General features: G+C 72.7%; 14 protein-coding genes. 9 read left to right on the forward strand and 5 right to left on the reverse strand.

All coding sequences use genetic code 11. From position 1 onward, the window contains the following. Positions 1-268: 268 nt before the first annotated feature. Entirely contained in the window at positions 269-526 is a 258-nt protein-coding gene (locus QSK45_RS35970) for a heavy-metal-associated domain-containing protein (protein WP_285563144.1), read from the reverse strand. A 179-nt stretch (positions 527-705) separates the two neighbouring features. Here QSK45_RS35970 and QSK45_RS35975 point away from each other — a divergent pair, with 179 nt between their 5' ends. The 5 genes from QSK45_RS35975 (at position 706) to QSK45_RS35995 (ending at position 5,068) form a co-directional block, all read left to right on the forward strand. Beyond that, entirely contained in the window at positions 706-1,662 is a 957-nt protein-coding gene (locus QSK45_RS35975; RefSeq protein WP_285563145.1) for a DUF8832 domain-containing protein, read from the forward strand. A 70-nt stretch (positions 1,663-1,732) separates the two neighbouring features. Then, positions 1,733-2,290, forward strand: coding sequence for a GNAT family N-acetyltransferase (locus QSK45_RS35980; RefSeq protein ID WP_285563146.1), 558 nt, complete (start codon positions 1,733-1,735; stop codon positions 2,288-2,290). A 504-nt stretch (positions 2,291-2,794) separates the two neighbouring features. Beyond that, positions 2,795-2,986 carry a hypothetical protein gene (locus QSK45_RS35985; RefSeq protein ID WP_285563147.1) on the forward strand — a complete coding sequence of 64 codons (192 nt, stop codon included), beginning with the start codon at positions 2,795-2,797 and terminating at the stop codon, positions 2,984-2,986. 87 nt (positions 2,987-3,073) lie between these two features. After that, the gene (locus tag QSK45_RS35990; RefSeq protein WP_285563148.1) at positions 3,074-4,759 is read left to right on the forward strand and encodes a SpoIIE family protein phosphatase; all 1,686 of its coding nucleotides are present in this window, start codon (positions 3,074-3,076) and stop codon (positions 4,757-4,759) included. 138 nt (positions 4,760-4,897) lie between these two features. Then, a complete protein-coding gene (locus tag QSK45_RS35995; protein WP_285563149.1) occupies positions 4,898-5,068 on the forward strand; it encodes a DUF5670 family protein in 171 nt (56 codons plus the stop codon). A gap of 334 nt (positions 5,069-5,402) precedes the next feature. Here the strand turns inward: QSK45_RS35995 and QSK45_RS36000 are convergent, their stop codons facing one another. Next, on the reverse strand, positions 5,403-6,680 hold the full coding sequence (locus QSK45_RS36000) for a TrbL/VirB6 family protein (RefSeq protein WP_285563150.1): 1,278 nt from the start codon (positions 6,678-6,680) through the stop codon (positions 5,403-5,405). A gap of 230 nt (positions 6,681-6,910) precedes the next feature. Continuing rightward, positions 6,911-7,873 carry an SDR family NAD(P)-dependent oxidoreductase gene (locus tag QSK45_RS36005; RefSeq protein ID WP_285563151.1) on the reverse strand — a complete coding sequence of 321 codons (963 nt, stop codon included), beginning with the start codon at positions 7,871-7,873 and terminating at the stop codon, positions 6,911-6,913. A gap of 143 nt (positions 7,874-8,016) precedes the next feature. Between QSK45_RS36005 and QSK45_RS36010 the strand changes: the two genes are divergently transcribed. Beyond that, positions 8,017-8,451 (forward strand): hypothetical protein, encoded by a 435-nt coding sequence (locus tag QSK45_RS36010; RefSeq protein WP_285563152.1) that lies wholly within the window; start codon positions 8,017-8,019, stop codon positions 8,449-8,451. 300 nt (positions 8,452-8,751) lie between these two features. On the opposite strand, the gene QSK45_RS36015 is transcribed toward QSK45_RS36010, so the two are convergent. Together QSK45_RS36015 and QSK45_RS36020 are read right to left on the reverse strand one after the other, a co-directional pair. Further along, positions 8,752-11,355, reverse strand: a complete 2,604-nt coding sequence (locus tag QSK45_RS36015) for an MFS transporter (protein WP_285563153.1) — start codon at positions 11,353-11,355, stop codon at positions 8,752-8,754. Continuing rightward, on the reverse strand, positions 11,352-11,984 hold the full coding sequence (locus tag QSK45_RS36020; RefSeq protein ID WP_490993666.1) for a MarR family winged helix-turn-helix transcriptional regulator: 633 nt from the start codon (positions 11,982-11,984) through the stop codon (positions 11,352-11,354). Before QSK45_RS36020 ends, QSK45_RS36015 begins: the two co-directional genes overlap by 4 nt. Positions 11,985-12,492: 508 nt before the next feature. On the opposite strand from QSK45_RS36020, the gene QSK45_RS36025 reads away from it, so the two are divergent. From QSK45_RS36025 to QSK45_RS36035, 3 genes are read left to right on the forward strand one after another with little or no spacing between them, the layout of a single operon-like run. Beyond that, entirely contained in the window at positions 12,493-13,488 is a 996-nt protein-coding gene (locus QSK45_RS36025; protein WP_285563154.1) for an ABC transporter ATP-binding protein, read from the forward strand. After that, entirely contained in the window at positions 13,485-14,840 is a 1,356-nt protein-coding gene (locus tag QSK45_RS36030) for an ABC transporter permease (RefSeq protein WP_285563155.1), read from the forward strand. Before QSK45_RS36025 ends, QSK45_RS36030 begins: the two co-directional genes overlap by 4 nt. Positions 14,841-14,843: 3 nt before the next feature. After that, complete coding sequence (locus QSK45_RS36035) at positions 14,844-17,600, forward strand: bifunctional YncE/alkaline phosphatase family protein (RefSeq protein WP_285563156.1); 2,757 nt, start codon at positions 14,844-14,846, stop codon at positions 17,598-17,600. Positions 17,601-17,677: the final 77 nt, after the last annotated feature.

Raw genomic sequence — 17,677 nt, forward strand, 5'->3', positions numbered from 1 at the left:
CCGGGGCGGGACGCAGCGGGCGGGCGGGTCCCGCCCCGACGTGGGTGGTCGGGCGCGTGGGCCCGACATGGTGGGGTCGGGCGGATCGGCCCGACGGGGGTGAATCGGTACGGATCAGGCGGTGGGTCCGGCCCGATCGGGTCAGGGCCGGGCGCCGAGGTGGGTGGAGCCGGCGGCGCCGGGGCCGATGGTCTCGACGTCCGGAGCCGACGTGGTTGGACGTGCCGGCCGGGGCCGGGGGCCGGGCGGCCGGGAGCGGCTCGGCCGGTCAGGCGGCCCGGCCGGCGAAGTCGTAACCGGCGTCGTCGACGGTCTCGGCGATCAACGCGTCGAACGCCTCGCCGGCCGCGGCGACGGGTGTCACGGTCACCAGGCCGGTGCCGATCTCCACCTCGACCGCGGCGACCTCGTCCAGACCGCCGACCGCCCGGGTGACGACTCCCTGGCAGTGGGCGCTGCCGACACCGCCGACCTTGTAGACGACCTTGGCCGGGGCGCTGCCGTCAGGGGTGCGGGAGTTCGACACGGGATCCTCCAAGGTGACGGTCCAATACCCCCGTGGGGTATCTTCGAACGGCTTCATGTATACCCCCCACCCGTATGGGACGCAACCCCTGACCCGGTTTGACTTCATACCCCCTGGGGGTATGGTGAGCCACACGGTCGGCCGCACACCGAGCGACCGAGAGGGACGAGGAGTTGGGCATGAACACCGCACTGCGGATCACCGTCTTCGCCGCCGCGCTCGCCGCGACGTTCGGCACCGCCTACGGGGTCGGCAACGCCGTGGGCCCCATCACCCCGCAGCAGAAGGGCGGCCACACCATGCACCACGACACGAGCGGCGGACACCACGACATGGCGTCCATGCCCGGCATGACCGGCACGCCCGGCACGCGGCACGACGCCGAGCCCGGCGGTCTGGAGATCTCCAAGGACGGCTATACGCTCGCCCTGAACACGTCACAGGTGCCGGCCGGCAAGAAGACGGAACTGAGCTTCTCGGTGGTTCGGGACGACACGGGCCGGAAGGTCACGGCGTACGAGCAGGAGCACGGCAAGGAGCTGCACTTCATCGTCGCCTCCCGGGATCTGACGGTCTACCGCCATCTGCATCCGACGCGTGCCGCCGACGGCACCTGGAGCACGTCCGTGGATCTCCCGCGCGCGGGCGGCTACCGCGTCTTCGCGGACTTCACACCCAAGGGCGGGGAATCGCTCACACTGGGCGCCGACCTCGCGGTCGCGGGCCGGTACGAGCCGACGGCACCGCCGGCGCACAGCACGACGGCGAAGGTGGACGGCTACGAGGTGCGTCTCGACGGCACTCCCGTGGCCGGCGAGCCCTCCACCCTGACCCTCACCGTGACCAAGGACGGCCGCCCGGTCCGGAACCTCCAGCCCTACCTCGGCGCCTACGGCCACCTCGTCGCCCTGCGCTCCGGCGACCTCGCCTACCTCCACGTCCACCCGACGGGCGAACCGGGCGACGGCACGACCACGCCGGGCCCGGAGGTCTCCTTCATGGTGACGACGCCCACCGCGGGCGCGTACCGCCTCTTCTTCGACTTCCAGCACGGGGGACAGGTGCGTACGGCGGCGTTCACGGTGCACGCGGGCGGTACGGCGGGGACGCACGGCGCCGGGACCGGCGAGCACTGACGCGGCCGCCCGATCACGCGAGGGCCCTGCCAGGTTCGGCCGGACCAAGTGATCTTCCGCGGACGGACGGATGTTCCCCGAGACAGTACTGCACACGGACCGCCTGGTCCTGCGACCGTTCACCGACGCCGACATCGAGGACACCCGGGCGAGTTGCGCCGACGCGCTCACCCAGCGATGGCTCCCCCTCCCCCGGCCCTACACGTCGGCCGACGCCACCGCCTGGTGCACCTCCGTCTCCCATGCCCTGCGCGAGTCCGGTGACGGCATCCACTTCGCCGTCACCGACGCCCGCACCGAACGGCTGCCGGGCACCGTCGGCCTCAAGAAGACCGACTGGCGGGCCCGGGTGAGCGAGGTCGGCTACCGGGTCTCCCCCTGGGCCCGCGGCGACGGTGTCGCCGCCGAGGCGACCCGCGCCCTGGCCCGCCGGCTCCTGGCCGACCACCGCTTCGAGCGCCTCGAACTCCGCGCCGCCACCGCCGACACCGCTTCCCGGAGAACCGCCGTCACAGCCGGCTTCCACCCCGAGGGCATCCTGCGCAACGCGGGCTTCGTCCATGACGGACGGGTCGATCTCGTCCCGTTCTCCCTGCTCCCGGACGATCTCCGGCGACCGGCACGATGACCGGATGACCGGCACGAACGCTCGGCGGACGACCTGCCCGACGCGGCCGGCGCGGGTGCCTCCCCTCCCGCCTCGGTGACGACGGCTCCCTCGACGCGATTCCGGGGGCGTCGTACGTACGGGACCCGCCGAGGTCCGGGGAGAGCCGATGCGGGCGCCCTCGAAGGCTCGGGCGAACCAGCACCGCCCGGCCGGAGCCGGGTGCGGCGTGGACACCGCCCCCACCCGCGAAAAGACGTGTGCGCGCTCCCCGTTGCCCGCCGACCGGATCGGCGGCCTCGTCCTGATGGGGGAACGCGCCACCGTGCTCGGCCACCGGTCCGATGCCGCGCCGGTGCGGGGCGGTCCGCCACCCGGAACGGGTGTCCGCCGGTGCCACGGCCATCCCCCGCTCCTCACGGCGGTACCGGGTGCCGGGGGTGGCCGCGCCGGTCCCTGTCAGCGGGCGACGCGGGGCTCGGGGCCGAGCTGCCGTCCGGGGGCGACGGACGTACATTCGCGTTCATGGAGGAGATGCCGCGGCGCATCGACCCCGCCACGGACCGGACCGCCGCCGCACACCTGCTGGGCTGTCCGCCGGACGAGGTCGGCTACTGCCCGCGCTGTCAGGGGCTCACCCGCCGCTACGGCCGCCGGGCCCAGGTCATCTGCGCCGCCTGCCGGGCGGCCGAGGCGGCCGACTCCTCCCGCGGCTGACCGCGCCGTCTCGCCCGGTCTCCCGGGTGACGTGAGGCAGAGGGGGAACTCCGGAAGGAGGGACGCCATCCGGTGAAGGGGGCGGAGATGCCTGCGCAGGGCAGCCCTCGGGAGACGGTGGCCAAGGCGCTCGACGCCCTCGGCACGGGCGCTTATCTGGCCGACGCGCAGGGCTGCGTCGTGGGCGTGAACCCGTGTGCCGAACGGCTTCTGGGCCGGTCCGCCGCCGAGCTGCTCGGCGGGGACGCGCACGACCTGCTCCACCGCAACGTCAACGGAGAGCCGGTGGCGAGGGCCCAGTGCCGGGTCCGGGAGGCCATCCTCGCCGGCCGCACCGCGCACGGCCGCGAGTGGATGGAGCGCGGTGACGGCACACTGCTCCCGGTGATCTGGCTGGCCACCCCCTGTGACCTGGGGCAGCGCCCCCCGACCACCCTGGTGCTGTTCTACCCGGCGGGCTGGGGACAGGACCCCGCGCCCCGCTCCCCGGCCGACGGGCAGCTGTCCGAACTGGAGCGGCTCGCCCTGCTGGCGGAGACGACCACCCTGCTCACCTCCACGCTGGACATCGAGGAGGCCCTGCACCGGCTGATCGCCCTGCTGGTGCCGAGGCTCGGCGACTGGGCCGTCATCGACCTGATCAGCGAGCGGGAGGAGGTGCGACGCTGGGCCGTGGCCCACGCCGAGGACGGCCACGTGCGTCTGCGGGAGGACCTTCAGGGGCCCATGCCGCCGGTGCCGCAGGAGTCGGGCATGCCCCTGTCCCGCGCCCTGCGCGGCGTCGCGTCCACCCTCGCCGGGCCCGAGACCTACCAGGGGCCGCCCGACTCCGGTCTCGCGGTCGAGCAGCGGCGGCTCTTCGAGGCGACCGGCATGCACTCGGCGGCCGTCGTCCCCATCCGCAGCCTGCGCGAGGTGCTGGGCGCGGTCACCCTCGGCCGCGCCGACCAGCCCGGGAAGTACACCGCGACCGAGCTGGCCCTGCTGGAGGACATCGCGCGGCGCGCGGGCCTCGCCCTGGAGAACGCCCGCCTCTACCAGCGGCAGCGCATGGTCGCGGAGACCATGCAGCGCCATCTGCTGCCGCAGCTCCCGCGCACGTCCGGGCTCGCCATGACCACCCGCTACCTGCCCGCGCCGGACGCGTCGGAGGTCGGCGGGGACTGGTACGACGCGTTCCCGCTGGCGGACGACGTGACCGCGCTCGTCGTCGGGGATGTCGTCGGCCATGATCTGGACGCGGCGGCCGGCATGGCCCAGCTGCGCAACATCCTGCGCGCCTACGCCTGGTCGCAGCAGAAGCCACCGAGCGAGATCGTGCGGGAGCTGGACCGCGCGACCGCGCGCATCGCCGAGGTGACCATGGCCACGGTGGTCTTCGCGCGGATGACGGTGGACGACGCCGGCCGGTCCACGCTGACCTGGACGAACGCGGGCCATCCCCCTCCGCTGCTGATCACCCGTGAGGGCCTCGCCGAGTACCTGACCGACGGCCACGGTGTCCTGCTCGGGGTACTGCCCGAGCAGGAGCGCCCCGACGCGACGCGCCGACTGCCGCCCGGTGCCACGCTGCTCCTCTACACCGACGGCCTGATCGAGTCCCCGGGCCACCCCTTGGACGAGGGCCTCGAACGACTGCGCCGGCACGCCGCGTCCCTCGCCCACCGCCCGCTGGAGTCCTTCACCGACCAACTGCTCGCGCGGGCACGGCCGCCGGACAACGACGACGATGTGGCGCTGCTGGCAATACGGGTGCCGTCCGCGTCGTCGTGAGGCCGGGCCAAGCAGCTGCGTCCACCTCGGACCGCGAACCGAAGGTGTGCTCTTCCCCTCAACGCGTGCAAGTAACGTGCGTTTTATGTGCTTGCCGGGACGGAGCAAGGGCATTCGGTGGCCAGGAGGTTGATAACGATGGTTCCCCTGCTTCTGGTTCTTCTTCTGGCCCTGATTCTGTTCGGTGCGGGCTTCGCGCTGAAGGCACTGTGGTGGATCGCGGTGATCGTGCTGGTCCTGTGGCTGCTGGGCTTCCTCGTCCGGCCCGCGGGCAGCGGCGGCCGCCGAGGGCGCTGGTACCGGTGGTAGCCGCCCGGCGGACCGTCGTCCACGGCTACCGGCCACCCTCTGCCCCGCGGGTCAGACGGGTGGCGAGACGGTAGTCGACGGCGATGTCGCGGTACCCCCGGCCAGGGGTGACCCGGTCGGGGAGGTTGGTCCGCTCGCTGTGGGAGGAGGACTCCCGTGCGCCGTCGCCGGGGAAGCCGACGGACGTCCGGGGCTCCTCCTCGAAGCGCAGACGGTCACCGCGGACCGTCGCCTCGAACGAGATGTCCGGTTCCGGGGGTCCCCCGGAGCCGCGCGCGGCGGGTGACCGGCGGCCCGTCGGCCGCGCGGCGCGGGTCCCTCGGCGGGCACCCGTTCACGGCGGCTCGTCGCGGTGCTCCCGGGCACGGCGGCGGACGGGACGGGCCGACGGCTCGCCTTCGCCGCCGACATCGTCGCGGTCGCCGTCGCGGTCGCGGTCGCCGTCGCGGTCGCGGGAACGACGTGGCCGGGCGGGCCGGGCCCGTTCGGCTTCGCCGCTCCTGCTCGCGGCCCTCTTGGCCGACCGTGCCGTTCGCCTGGCGGCGCCGCGGTCGGCCGCCTTCCCCACCACGTCGGCCGGCTCCCCCTCGACGTCGACCGCTTCGGCGGCGGTGTCTCCCGCCTTCTCCACCGTGCGCCCCGCGGCCCGGCCGGTCTCCCGCACGGCCCCGCCGACGTCCCCCGCGACCCGGCCGCCGACGTCCTCCACCACACGCCCGGCCCGGCCGCCGACGTCCTCCACCACACGGCCGGTACCGGCGCCGACGTCCTCGACAACACGGCCGGTACCGGCGCCCACGTCCTCGACAACACGGCCGGTACCGGCGCCCATGTCCTCGACGGCACGGCCGGCTCCCTCACCGACGACCCGCACGGCGGACCCGGCGCCCCGACCGACGTCCTCCACCGCGCCGCCGGCTCCGCGCCCGACGTCCTCGACCGCGTAGCCCGCGCCCCGGCCGACGTCCTCCACGGCCCTTCCCGCCCCGGTGCCGAGTTCGCCGACGGCCAGCCGGGCCCCGCCGCCGACGTCCCGCACCGCCGAGCCGACGCCGCGCGCCAGTTCCTCCAGGATCTGGGGATTGCGGTCGAGGGTGGTGAGCACCCGGTTGATGATCGTCGCGACGTTGTCGAGCCGCACTCTCAGCTGCGCCTGCGCCTCCACGCCCGAGATCCCCAAGTGCACCCGGCCGAGGGCGACATCGGCACCGACGTTCAGTCTCAGCAGGTCCAGCACCTCGGCCTGGAGCGAGACTCGGGCCCGCAGGTCCTCGACCTCCAGGTCGATCTCGTCGACCTTCAGGCGCGGGACGTCGAGGAAGACGTCGGGCTCCGCATCGGCCCGCCCGCTCCGGGCCGCCGAACCGTCGCCCTCGTCCTCCTCATACGACGCGACCCCGTCGTGGACATCGGGGCCCTCGGGTTCGTACTCGGCACCGGGCTCGTACCCGGCCTCGTCCTCGCCCTCGTCCTCATCCACGTCCTCGCCGTATTCGTCCCCGCCCCCGTCCCCGCCGTGTTCGTCCTCGTCCTCGTCCTCACCGTATGCGTCCTCGTCGTACAGCTCGGGTTCCTCGACGGGCCCGTCGTCGTTCTCGACGTCGTCGCGCATGCTGGCACCTCCGCGGGTTCGGCGGCCGTTACGCCCCTTTCGAGCAAGTATGGGAGGCCGCCGTACGCGATCCCGGGCGACGGACATCCCCGGCGCGGCCGCCTCCACGGCATACGCCGACGCCGCAGGCGGGAGCGCCCGGGACGCGGGCGGTGGCAGGCCGGTACGCCGGACGGGTGACGAGGAGGGGCCCGCGGGCCGGCGCGCGAGGCGCCGGGCAGCCCCGCCGGTCAGGAGGCGAACGCGTCCACCCCCGTCAGCTCCGCCGACAGCGCCCACAGCCGGGCCGCCTGCTCCGGGTCGATCGCCCAGTCCTTGACGCCGACGCGGTCACCGTTGTCCGGAGCGGGTTCGGCGACCTCGCAGTCCTCCAGGTACAGGCCGCCGAGCCCGTCGAGCTGCGGAGAGGTCGCCGCCCACACCTGGGTGGCCGCGCCCTGCTGCGGGGTCTTGAAGGCCTCGGGGTGGAGCACGGTGCCCTTCTCGTCGATCCAGCCGCGCTCGATCATCTCCTCCTTGGGCAGGTGCCGCTGGAGCGGGGTGATGATGCCGCCGGGGTGCAGGGCGAAGGCGCGGACACCGGTGTCGCGGCCGAGCGTGTCGAGTTGGACGGCGAACAGGACGTTGGCGGTCTTGGCCTGGCCGTATGCCTCCCACTTGTCGTAGCCCTGCCGCCAGTGGATGTCGTCCCAGCGGATGCCGCCGGCGTGGTGGCCGCGCGAGGACACGGAGACGACCCGGGCGCCGCCCGGCGCGATCGCGGGCCACAGCCGGTTGACGAGGGCGAAGTGGCCGAGGTGGTTGGTGGCGAACTGCGCCTCCCAGCCGTCGCCCACCCGCGTCTCCGGGCACGCCATGATCCCGGCGCTGGCGATCACGATGTCGAGGCTCCGTCCGGAGTCGAGGAACCGCTCCGCGAACCCCCGTACGCTTTCCAGGTCTCCGAGGTCCAGCTCGTCCACCTCGACACCGGGCAGCCCGGCCAGCGCCTGCCCGGCGGTCTCCGGACGGCGCGCCGGTACGACGACCGTGGCGCCGGCCCTGACGAGCGAGCGCGTGGTCTCCAGGCCGATACCCGAGTAACCACCGGTGACCAGGGCCAGTCTGCCGCTGAGGTCGATGCCCCGCAGAACCTCGTCCGCGGTGGTGGCGGCGCCGAATCCGGACCCGATCTTGTGCTGTGCAGTACTCATGCCCGGAACGCTACGGATTGGAGTGCGCTCCAAGTCAAGCGGCGCACTGGGGGATGAGGCCGCCCGCCTCCCACGACCGACCGGCGGGCATCCCAAGGTGATCGGCATGCCGACACCCCGTACACGCCCTCGCCCACCGGGCCTTGACCACCGAGGCCGTCGCGGAACTGGTCGCCCTGCCGTTCGTGGCGCCGGTCGGCGAGGACCACGAAGCCGTCGACGAGGAACTGCGGCGGCGCGGCCGGCACCGGGAGGACCTGGTCCGCGAGTCGTTCCGCACCGGGCACGGGCATGTGCTGCGCAGCGACGACGACAGCCCGTTGGGGGAGCTGGAGGCACGGACCTTTCTCGTCTTCGGACAGATGTGTCCCGTGGATCCGGACGACACGGGGATGCGCAACGGAACCTGGCTGAACGGGTACATGGAGGGGTGGGAGCAGGTGCCCGGCTGGAGCAGTCTGCGGCCCGCCACCGATCAGGACTGCGAGTCGGTGCTCACCCAGGCGGCGGGGGCGGTGACCGAACTGCTCGGCTCGGCCCCCGAGCGGACCCTCGTGTCCGCGCACATCGACTGGTGACGTCGGACGCCAACCCGTAGGAATGGAAAGCCGGTTGGTCGCCGACCGGCGTCTCACCGAGGCCAAGCCGCCATACACGACGTCGGCGGCGGCCTCGCGGAGGCGGCGGCCAGTTCACCGAAGGCGCCGTCGGCCTGGTGATCAGGTCGCTGAGCCGCCGCATGGCCACAGGGTGCTCCTGCCGTGCCGGAACGGACCGGCCGCCGACGGCTTTCGGCGGGACCCGCGCACAGGCGTCAGGGGCTGCGCTCCGGCGGATCGCAGACCCTGACGCGGACGCGCCCGGGGCGCGCGGACTCGTTACCGGGTGGTGTCCTCGTGGGACAGTTCGAGGTCGAAGTCCGTGGTGCCGCCGGCGTCCAGGTGCACGGAAGTGGCCACCGGGGCGTACCCGCCGGCGATGACGGTGTACTCGCCGAGGTCGAGGTCGGTGAACGCGTAGGCGCCGTCGGGGCCGGTGGTCGCCGTGCCGAGCACGTTTCCGGCCGCGTCCAGCAGCGTCACCTTGGCGTCGCCGAGCGGCCCGCCGGTGGCGGCGCTGATGACGCCGTGCAGCCGGGCACCGGGTTCGAGACGGATCTCGCAGGGCTCGGCCGTACCCGCGGTGACCTCGACCGGGACGGCCGCCGGCCGGTGGCCCGCGGCGTTCACGGCGAGGGTGTAGCTGCCCGGGACCAGGTCCACGAGCGAGAAGCCACCGTCGGCGGCGGAGGTCGCGGAGGACACGACCTCACCGCGCAGGTCGGTCGCGACCAGCAGGGCGCCCGGCAGCGGGTTGCCGTCGACCGCGTCCCGGACCGACCCGGCGAGCGCGGCGCCGCTGCTGCCGAGCACCAGGTCGCAGACGACCGGCTCGTCGCCGGCCGGCACCGTGACGGCCTGCGGCTGACGGGCACCCGCTGCGCCGATCAGCACATAGGTGCCCGCGCCGGGCACCGACACCGTGTAACCGCCGTCCGCGCCGCTGACCGCGCGGTCCAGCTGCCGGCCGCGGACGTCGACCAGCGTGATCGCCGCCTGCGCGACCGGGGCGCCGGAACCGTCCAGCACCCGGCCGCTGACGGCCCGCCGGGCGGCGGCGGTCACGGACTCGACGGCCGTGGGAGCGTCCGCGACCGGCGCGTCGGCGGGCTCCGGCGTGCGGACGCCGTCCGCCGGGGCGCCACTCGTCCGGGCGTCCTCCGGCTCGGCGTCCTCCGCCTGCGTGCCGCTCGCCTCAGCGGCCCGTGCCTCCAGGCCGGAGACCTTGCGCAGCGGTACCTCCTTGGTCCACACCGCGACCAGCAGGCCGAGGACCATGATGGCCGCGGCGCACAGGAAGACCACGTGCATGGCGTCGGTGAAGCCCTCCTTGAAGGGCTGGGCCAGACGCGGGTCGAGCCGCTGGATGAAGGAGGAGTCGTCCAGCACGCCCGAGCCGCCGCCGCTCGCGGCGGGGTGCTTGAGCATCTTCAGTACGGGCGCGTTCGCGGGATCGGCCTGCACGGCCGGGTCGTGCAGGGCCGCCTGGAAGGCGGACGTCCGGGCGGCCGCCCGGAACGCGGAGCTGATCTTGTCGCCGACGGTGCTGAAGAGCACGGACAGGAAGATCGCCGTACCGGCGGTGCCGCCCATCTGCCGGAAGAAGGTGGCCGACGCGGTGGCGACGCCCATGTCCTCGGGCTCGACGGAGTTCTGCACGGCCAGGGTCAGGATCTGCATACAGCCACTGAGGCCGAGACCGAACAGCGCCATGTAGGCCATGGTCTCCGGCAGCGGGCTGTCCCACTGGACCCGGTAGTGGAACAGCAGCATGGCCGCGATCAGCAGGATCGTGCCGACGATCGGGAAGATCTTGTACTTGCCGGTCTTGGAGATGATGCGGCCGACCACCATGGTGCCGGCGATCATGCCGACCATCAGCGGCAGCATCAGCAGACCGGACTTGGTGGGGCTGACGCCCTTCACGATCTGGAGGTACAGCGGGACCATCATCATCCCGCCGAACATGCCCATGCCGATGAGCACGGACAGCAGGCTCATCTTGCTGAACACCGAGCTGCGGAACAGACGCATCGGGATCAGCGCCTCGTCGCCCATGGCCCGCTCCACGAAGACCCAGGCCACCAGGCCGACCACGCCGACGGCGTAGCAGACGTACGACTTGGCGGAGGTCCAGCCCCAGCTCTGGCCCTGCTCGGCCACGAGCAGCAGCGGCACCACGCCGACGGCGATGGTGAGCGCGCCCCACCAGTCGATGCGGTGCTCGCGCCGGGTGTGCGGAATGTTCAGCACCTTGGCGACGACGAACAGCGCGACGATGCCCACCGGCACGTTGACCAGGAACACCCAGCGCCAGCCCGCGATGGCGAGGATGCTGCTGCGGCCGGCCAGGAAGCCGCCGATCAGCGGGCCGAGGACGCTGGAGGAGCCGAACATGGCGAGCATGTAGCCCTGGTACCGGGCGCGCTCCCGGGGCGGCACGATGTCGCCGATGATCGCCAGGGCCAGCGACATCAGACCGCCCGCACCGATGCCCTGGAAGGCGCGGAAGGCCGACAGCTCGTTCATCGAGGTGGCGAAGGAACACGCCGCCGAGCCGACGACGAAGATCGTGATGGCCGCGAGGAAGAAGGGCTTGCGGCCGTAGAGGTCGGACAGCTTGCCGTACAGCGGGGTGCTGATGGTCGACGTGATCAGGTAGGCGGTGGTGACCCACGCCTGTGCGCTGAGTCCGTGCAGATCGTCCGCGATGGTGCGGATCGAGGTGCTGACGATGGTCTGGTCGAGGGCCGCGAGGAACATGCCCAGCATGAGGCCGCTGAGGATCGTCATGATCTGGCGGTGCGTCAGCCGGCCGGCCGGCGGTGGCGACGCGGATATCGCTGGAGTTCCCCCGCGGGCCGGGGACGCGGACGTGGTCATGCGTGCGGATCTCCTTGCCTCGCCTCGCCCGCCGGGTGCTGCCCGGTCCCGAGGCTCGTGTACGTGCTGTCCACCAGGTCGTCGTTGAGGCGCTTCAGCAGACGGGTGAGCAGGGTGCGGTCCTCGGCCGGCCACGGCTCCAGGAGGCGGGTCAGTTCCGCCTCGCGGCGGCGTACGGCGCTCCGGTAGGCGGCGCGCCCGGCCTCGGTCGCGCTGAGCAGCGAGCCCCGGCGGTCCTCCGGGTCCGGGTGGCGCTCCACCAGCCCCCGGTCCACCAGCGAGCGCACCTGCCGGCTGACCGTCGACAGGTCGAGGAAGACGTCCGCCGCGAGGTCGGTCGCGCGACGTCGGCCGCAGGTCACCAGCCGGGCGAGGAGCACTCGGTCGGCGGCCCCGCACTCGAAGCCGGCGCGCTGGGTCCAGGCGGCGAAGAGCCGCATGAGGCGCACCATCTCGGCCCCGAGGCCCGATGCCGCGGCCCCGGCGCTCCCGGCCCGCGCGATCACGGTCGCCGCGTCGGCCGTCCGCCCGCCCGCCGTCGGGGCGGCCACCGGTTCGGCGGTCGTCGTCGCGGCGCGCGTCGCGCCGGCGGGCGGTACGTCGTCCGGGCGCACGGGTGTCGGGCGCACGTCGTCCGCTCGCGTGGTGTCCGGGCGTACGGCTTGTGCGCCTGCGGCGCCCTCATGGCCTCTCCGGCTCTCTGTGCCGATCATCACTCACGTTCCGTTGCTTGCGGCTACCAAGTGAGTGTAGGGCCTGGCCGTCGCCACCCGTACGCCGACGTCCGGTCATGCTTCGGCAATACGAGGACCGGTGCGGCGGGGGAGCGGGGTACCCGGCCACGCTGTGCGTCCGGACCGTGCTCCGCGCTGGCCGGGCATCGCGGTACGGCCGTCCGGCCGGGTGGAACGCGCCCTAGGGTGACCGCGGCGGCGCTCCGTCCGTTGGACACGGGGGCGCCGTGCGCGCACGCGCGTGGCGGGGGTGGGGGTGTCGCGCGGCCCGGCGCGGGTCGCGCACGGGGGGCGCGATGTGTCGAACGGCTGTTGTCCCTCGTTCCCGGAACGTTCAACTCTCCTCCCTGCCAGGGTTCTTCGGCGCACGCCTACGGTCCTTGCGGTCTTGAAGGAGGAGTTCATGGACGCAGTGCTCGCGGTGCGGGCGCGCGGGATCACGAAGTGCTTCGGTGACGTGGTCGCGCTCGACGGGGTCGATCTCGACGTGACCCGGGGTCAGATCCATGGCCTGGTCGGGCCGAACGGGGCGGGGAAGACAACGTTGCTCGGCCTGATGCTGGGGCTCGCCGTCGCCGACGGCGGCGCTCTGGAGATCCTCGGAGTGCCGGTCGGGCGTGCGCTTTCGGCCGTTGACGGAGTGGCCGGTTTTGTCGACGGTCCGGGCCTGTACCCGTCGATGACCGCCCGGCGGAACCTGGCCGCGCTGGCCTCGCTGCGCGGACGCGACGCGCGGACGGCGGGGATCGAGGAGGTGCTCTGCGAGGTTGGTCTGCGCGATGTCGCCGACGACCGGGTGCGCGGCTTCTCGCTCGGCATGCGGCAGCGGCTCGGGCTCGCGGCCGCCCTGCTCACCCGGCCCCGGCTGCTCGTCCTGGACGAACCCTCCAACGGCCTCGACCCGTCGGGCACACGGCATGTGCACCGCGTCCTGAACCGGCTCGCGGCGGACGGCACGAGCGTCGTGCTCTCCAGCCACCGGATGGACGACGTCGAGGCGCTGTGCTCCGAGGTCACCATCCTGGCCACCGGACGGGTCGTGTTCTCCGGCCCGCTCACCGAACTCGCTGCCGGAAACAGTGACTTGGACTACCGTTTGCGCACCTCCGACCCCGAGGCCGCGCGGCGACTGGCCGCCATGACGGACGGCGTGCGGGTCGTGGCGGACGGCGGGACGCGGTACGGCGACGAGGTGCTGGTCGTGCGGGCGTCGGTGCCCGCGCTCGACCGACTCGTCTCCGGCGTCGTGCGGTCGGACATCGCGGTGCGCGAGCTGGCGCCGGTGGTCTCGCCGTTGGAAGCCGCCTTCCTCGCCCTGACCGAGCAACAGGAGCGACAGGATCAGCGGGAAGAGCACGAGCACCGCGCGCAGCGGGAACGCCAGGAGGCCGGCCGATGACCGCCCCGCCCACCGCGGACCACGCCGCCCCCGCCCGCCCGGTCCCGGTTCCGCGCGGCTACCGCTTCGAGCTGGTCAAGCTGGTGTCGCAGTGGCGGATCAGGCTGCTGGTGCTCGCCTGCTGGATCGTACCGGCGGTGTTCGTCGTCGGCGTGAGCGCGCAGAGCACCCTGCCCTCGGACACCCTGTTCGGGCGCTGGATGCACGCCACCGGCTGGGCCGGGCCGCTGGTGGTGCTCGGCTTCGCGGGCACCTGGGCGCTGCCCCTGCTGACCTCGGTCGTCGCCGGTGACGTGTTCGCGGCCGAGGACCGGCTCGGCACCTGGCGCCATCTGCTCGTGGTCGTACGGTCGGCGCGGCGGATCTTCGTGGCCAAGACCCTGGCGAGCCTCACCGTCATCCTGCTGCTCGTGGCCGGGCTGGCCTGTTCCAGCACGGTCGGCGGACTGCTGGCGGTCGGCGACCAGCCGCTGGTCGGCCTCGACGGTCATCTGCTCGCGCCGTCGGACGCCGCCGTCAGGGTCCTGCTCGCCTGGGTCGCCGTGCTCGCGCCGACGCTGGCGCTCGCCGGGATCGGACTGCTCGGGTCCGTGACGCTGGGCCGCTCCCCCATGGGCCTTCTCCTCCCCGCCGTCGTGGCACTCGCGATGCAGCTCGCGCAGATGCTGCCGCTGCCCCTCGTCGTGCGCCTCGCGCTGCCCGGCTACGCCTTCATCGCCTGGAACGGCCTGTTCACCAGCCCCGAACAGGTCGGCCCGCTGCTCATCGGCGTCGCGGTGAGCCTCGCGTGGGCCGTCACCGCGACCGTGCTGGCCCATGTGCTGTTCCTGAGGCGTGACTTCACGGATGCGGGCTACGACGGCTCGGGCCGGCGCGCGGTGGCGGCGGGACTGCTGCCGCTCGTGGGCCTGGTCGCCGTATCGGCCGCCGTGATCGCACCGGCGACCGGGGTGTCGGGCTCCGGCATCGAGCAGGACAAGGTCCAGCGCTCGCTCGCCACCGCCTTCGCCCACCTGTACCGGATGCAGACCGAGCAGCTCCACCGACCCCACGTCACCGAGGCGCAGTTGAGGGCCACGGCCGCGTGCGACAAGGGCAGCGACAAGGTCGCCGTCCAGGGTCCGGGCAACGACTGGCGCTGCGTCGTGTCCTGGCATCTCCCCGGCGTCGAGGCCACCGGTACGGCCGTCTACCAGCTCGACGTCACCTCGGACGGGCGGTTCGTCGCCGACGGCGACGGCCCGAAGGAAGTGAACGGCTACTTCCTGGTGCGCACCCCCACCGGGGACGCACCGAACCCGCTGTGGCAGTTCGACGGCAACGTCGAGCTGCTTCCCACCTCGAAGGGATAACCCATGCAGGTAACACGCCGCCGCAGGCGTGTCCAGAAGGAGCGTTCGGGCTTTCTGTCCAGACGCTTCGGCCGCCGGATACCCCTGGTGACCGCTGGTACCTCCGCGCTCGCGCTCATCGCGGCCGGCGCCGCCTTCGCCCAGACCCATCAGTTCGGCACCCAGCAGGTCGGGCAGACCACGCGCAACGGCCAGGTCATCTCCAGCGACCAGTACATCGACCCGTACGGCAAGCGCCTGGTCGTGAACAACGGCAAGATCATGTCGTCCACGATCAGCCCGGACGGCACCCACCTCGCCGCCTCCGTCACCGACGGGGGCAGCGCGCTGGCCGTCGTGGACCTGAACGGCTGGAAGGTGCAGCAGGTCGTCGGCAACGCCGCGTCGTCCAGCCCGCGCATCAAGGGCAACGATGTCGGCCAGGAGGGACCGACCTACTCCCCCGACGGCAAGCAGCTGTGGCTCGGTCAGACCGACGGCTACACCCGCTTCACCGTGAACGCGGACGGCACGGTCGCCGACCCGACGTACATCAGGATCCCGGCGGACGGCGGCAAGCACGCGCTCGTCGGCGCCGCGGTGTTCTCGGCCGACGGCTCCACCGTGTACGCGGCGGTCAACGGCCAGAACCGGGTGGTCGCCATCGACACGGCGACCGGGAGCGTCACGCGGAGCTGGCCCGTGGGCATCGCCCCGCGCGGCCTGGTGCAGGTCGGCGACAAGCTGTACGTGAGCAACGAGGGCGGGCGCCCGGCCGAGGCCGGCGACACCACCATCAACTCGTACGGCACCCCGGTCCCGGCCGACCCGAAGACCGGTGCCACCACCACCGGCACGGTCAGCGTCATCGACCTGGCGCACCCGTCCGACGCCGCGAGCAGCATCGACGTCGGCCTGCACCCGACCGCGCTGTACGCCGGGAAGGGCGCGGTGTTCGTCACCAACACGGCGACCAACAGCGTGTCGGTCGTCGACACGGCCAACGACAAGGTCGTCCAGACGATCTCCACCCAGCCGTGGCCCGAGGCGTCGGTGGGCTACGAGCCGGACGCGGTGACCCTCACCGACGACGGGCACCTGCTGGTGACGCTCGGCCGCGCCAACGCGGTCGCCGTCTACCGCTACACCAGCCCGCAGGAGCCGGTGAGTTACGTGGGCCTGCTGCCGACGGACTACTTCCCCGCGGAGATCGCGAGCGTCGGCGACCAGGTGGTGGTCTCCAACACCCGCGGTGTCGACGCGCTGCGTCCCACCACCAGGGCCGGGCACGGCACGCACGACACCACGTCGAGCGTGCAGAGCTTCACGCTGCCCGACGACAGCGTCATCCGGGACCAGACGGCCAAGGTCTTCAAGCAGAACGGCTGGACCGACGGCTCGGTGCGGCTGGCCAGGGGCGCGAGCCGGGCCAGGCCGGTGCCGGTCCCGCTGCGTCTCGGCGACCCTTCGACGATCAAGCACGTCTTCCTGATCGTCAAGGAGAACCGCACCTACGACCAGGTGCTCGGCGACATGCCGCAGGGCAACGGCGACCCGTCGCTGACGGAGTTCGGCGAGAACGTCACCCCCAACCAGCACGCGATGGCCGAGCAGTTCGGCCTGTACGACAACACGTACGACATCGGCACCAACTCCGCCGAGGGCCACAACTGGCTGATGCAGGCGGACAACCCGGAGTACACCGAGTCCTCCGCCGGTGAGTACGCGCGCAGTTACGACACCGAGGACGACGCCCTCGGCCACCAGCGGACCGGGTTCCTGTGGACCGGTGCGCAGGCGGCGGGCAGGTCGGTGCGCGACTTCGGCGAGTTCCAGCAGTTCCTGACCAAGCCGTCGGGCGCGAGCTGGCAGAACCTGTACTGCGACGCCAAGAACATGGACGCGACCGGGCAGGACACCGCCTACACGCTGAACTCGTCCTCGCCGATCCCGTCGCTCAACGACGTGTCGGTGCACGGCTTCGCGAAGTTCGACACCAGCGTGCCGGACGTCTACCGGTACCAGATCTGGAAGCAGGACTTCGAGAAGAACGGTCCGGCGGACCTGAACATGTTCTGGCTCTCCAGCGATCACACCGGCGGTCCGGCGAGCGCCGCCGCCCAGGTCGCGGACAACGACCTCGCCACCGGCAGGATCGTGGACCGGATCTCGCACAGCAAGTACTGGAAGGACTCGGCGATCTTCGTCGTCGAGGACGACTCCCAGGCGGGTCTCGACCACGTCGACGGCCACCGTGCCCCCATCCAGATCATCAGCCCGTGGGCCCAGCACGGCAAGGTCGACAGCCACTACTACTCGCAGATCACGGTGATCCGCACCATCGAGCAGATCCTCGGGATACGCCCGATGAACCAGAAGGACAGCGCGGCCACCCCGATGACCGGGGCGTTCACCGGCCACCCGGACTTCACGCCGTTCACCGTGCTGCCCAACCGGACGTCGCTGACCGACGGTCTGAGCACCCCGCCGTCGTGCGGCGTGGACACCCCGGCGCCGCAGGACCCGAAGGCCGCCGCGGTGCCCGCGGCCAAGGTGCCGGCGGCCGAGAGGGCGCTCGCGGCGCAGTGGGACGCCTGGAAGTCCAAGCAGCGGCTGACCGGGCCGACCGCGGTGCCCGACTACGCCAACCCGGCCCAGATGAACCACTACACGTGGTACCAGACCCACAACTGGGCCAAGCCGTACCCCGGTGAGAAGAAGCTCTACGCACCGAACGACGTCCCGGGCGCGTACCTCCCGTCGTCGGAGAACGACGGCTGACGCACCCCGGCCGTGTGAAGGGGCCCCTGGCCGGCGTGACCGCCGGCCGGGGGCCTTCTCCGTTTCCGGCGGGGAGT

This window comes from Streptomyces hygroscopicus subsp. hygroscopicus (assembly GCF_030269125.1).
Taxonomy (GTDB): domain Bacteria; phylum Actinomycetota; class Actinomycetes; order Streptomycetales; family Streptomycetaceae; genus Streptomyces; species Streptomyces hygroscopicus_C.

Excerpts from the sequence above, each read along its gene's own strand:
- QSK45_RS35975 (WP_285563145.1), top strand. The coding sequence starts at position 706 with ATGAACACCGCACTGCGGATCACCGTCTTCGCCGCCGCGCTCGCCGCG.
- QSK45_RS35980 (WP_285563146.1), top strand. The coding sequence starts at position 1,733 with ATGTTCCCCGAGACAGTACTGCACACGGACCGCCTGGTCCTGCGACCG.
- QSK45_RS35985 (WP_285563147.1), top strand. The coding sequence starts at position 2,795 with ATGGAGGAGATGCCGCGGCGCATCGACCCCGCCACGGACCGGACCGCC.
- QSK45_RS35990 (WP_285563148.1), top strand. The coding sequence starts at position 3,074 with ATGCCTGCGCAGGGCAGCCCTCGGGAGACGGTGGCCAAGGCGCTCGAC.
- QSK45_RS35995 (WP_285563149.1), top strand. The coding sequence starts at position 4,898 with ATGGTTCCCCTGCTTCTGGTTCTTCTTCTGGCCCTGATTCTGTTCGGT.
- QSK45_RS36000 (WP_285563150.1), bottom strand. The coding sequence starts at position 6,680 with ATGCGCGACGACGTCGAGAACGACGACGGGCCCGTCGAGGAACCCGAG.
- QSK45_RS36005 (WP_285563151.1), bottom strand. The coding sequence starts at position 7,873 with ATGAGTACTGCACAGCACAAGATCGGGTCCGGATTCGGCGCCGCCACC.
- QSK45_RS36015 (WP_285563153.1), bottom strand. The coding sequence starts at position 11,355 with ATGACCACGTCCGCGTCCCCGGCCCGCGGGGGAACTCCAGCGATATCC.
- QSK45_RS36025 (WP_285563154.1), top strand. The coding sequence starts at position 12,493 with ATGGACGCAGTGCTCGCGGTGCGGGCGCGCGGGATCACGAAGTGCTTC.
- QSK45_RS36030 (WP_285563155.1), top strand. The coding sequence starts at position 13,485 with ATGACCGCCCCGCCCACCGCGGACCACGCCGCCCCCGCCCGCCCGGTC.
- QSK45_RS36035 (WP_285563156.1), top strand. The coding sequence starts at position 14,844 with ATGCAGGTAACACGCCGCCGCAGGCGTGTCCAGAAGGAGCGTTCGGGC.